General features: G+C 56.6%; 3 protein-coding genes. 2 read left to right on the top strand and 1 reads right to left on the bottom strand.

From position 1 onward, the window contains the following. On the top strand, positions 1–687 hold a 687-nt coding region (locus AQS8620_RS16735), incomplete at its 5' end, for a hypothetical protein (RefSeq protein WP_085838150.1). Between the two features lie 77 nt (positions 688–764). Here AQS8620_RS16735 and AQS8620_RS17105 read toward each other — a convergent pair. Beyond that, positions 765–911 (bottom strand): hypothetical protein, encoded by a 147-nt coding sequence (locus AQS8620_RS17105; protein WP_159453271.1) that lies wholly within the window; start codon positions 909–911, stop codon positions 765–767. Between the two features lie 262 nt (positions 912–1173). On the opposite strand from AQS8620_RS17105, the gene AQS8620_RS16975 reads away from it, so the two are divergent. Further along, positions 1174–1348, top strand: a 175-nt coding sequence (locus tag AQS8620_RS16975; protein ID WP_503089903.1) for a transposase, incomplete at its 3' end; no start/stop codon positions are given.

The raw sequence follows: 1348 nt of genomic DNA on the forward strand, positions 1-1348 counted from the left end.
ATGCCCATGTTTGCCGCGTTTGCGGATGGCCGATTGAGACGGCTTGAGACGGAAAACGACGCAGGGCACTCGACGTTGTTTGCCAAGATGTCTGCCTATGAGAGCTACCTTGCGGCCCGTGACCCCGCAGAGGCTGGCAAAGAGGGCTATTGGCTGCGCAAGTTTGGGTCGGACCACTTCGAGATTTGGGATGTTGGGTCGCAGAGCCTCACCGCTTGGAAGGACGCCTTTGCGAAAGCCGATGGCGAGGTTGCGGATCGTGCGTGCTTTTTGACGCTGCCTTTCGCCTTTGAACGCGCGCGCTTTGTCGTGCCTGATGCGCCGCCCCCTTGGATGAGTGATGTGATTGATGAGCATTACTTGCCGCCGATGGTTGCAGCGATGGGCGGGGGCGCGCTGTGCATGGACGACAAGGCGGCGCTTAGATGGCGTGGCAAGGTTCTTGGGGCGGCAGAGTTACCGCAGCTCGGTGACCAGGATTGGGTGAAAGCCTCACGACGCGGACGCCGGAATAAAACCGAGCTGATCCGCAAAGCCTACCAGCGTCAGTTTCCTGACGGACACAAAGGCCCGTGGAAATCAGTGATGCGCGACCTTCAGCGCGAACCCGGTTTGGAATTCTCAGAGAAGACATTGCGCCGTGCTGTCGGCACGTCCCTGAATGAAGGCGGCAAAACCCCGGATTAGGGTCGGCAAAATAGGGACAAAAATAGGGAAAAAATTCATTTTGATTTTTGTCCCTTTTGTCCGTCTTCCGCAAAAAGTCACTCGGGGGCAGTTCTGAACACCTGAAACGCAGCACAGGAGTTCAGAACGTGACCAGTCTGTTTGAACAAAATCGTACCTATGTTTTGGGCGATCCAGAACTCGACGTGATCGGGGATCGAGAGAAGCTGGCGCAGTGGCGTCATCGTGGCAGCGGCCCTGCCTATTACAAATTGGGGCGCAAGATCATCTATCTTAGCGCTGACCTGAACGCTTGTCTAATGACCAAAAGGTCGCGCTGGTGGATGGGGTCATGGCGCAGTTGCTCGGGGAGGTGAGGGAAATCGGGTGAGCGGGCAGGGGGGCGAAATCGCTGACATGATGGGCGTATTCCGTTGAAAAACTCTTGTTGATTTGTGGCTTGGTCGCTGATTCACTTTCGTTAGTGAAGCGGGGGGATCTGCGACGCTGGGACCAAGACAAGAGGCGCAGCACGCATTGTTTTACGAGTTCTCGATAGAGGATCATGTCCCGCAGGATCACCTGCTGCGATCCATCGACCGCTTCGTGGATCTGACAGGTATCCGCCAGCATCTGGCTCCGTTCTACAGCAATACCGGCCGCCCCTCCATCGATCCCGAGC

It is taken from the genome of Aquimixticola soesokkakensis (assembly GCF_900172375.1).
GTDB lineage: Bacteria > Pseudomonadota > Alphaproteobacteria > Rhodobacterales > Rhodobacteraceae > Aquimixticola > Aquimixticola soesokkakensis.

Excerpts from the sequence above, each read along its gene's own strand:
- AQS8620_RS17105 (WP_159453271.1), bottom strand. The coding sequence starts at position 911 with ATGACGCCACTGCGCCAGCTTCTCTCGATCCCCGATCACGTCGAGTTC.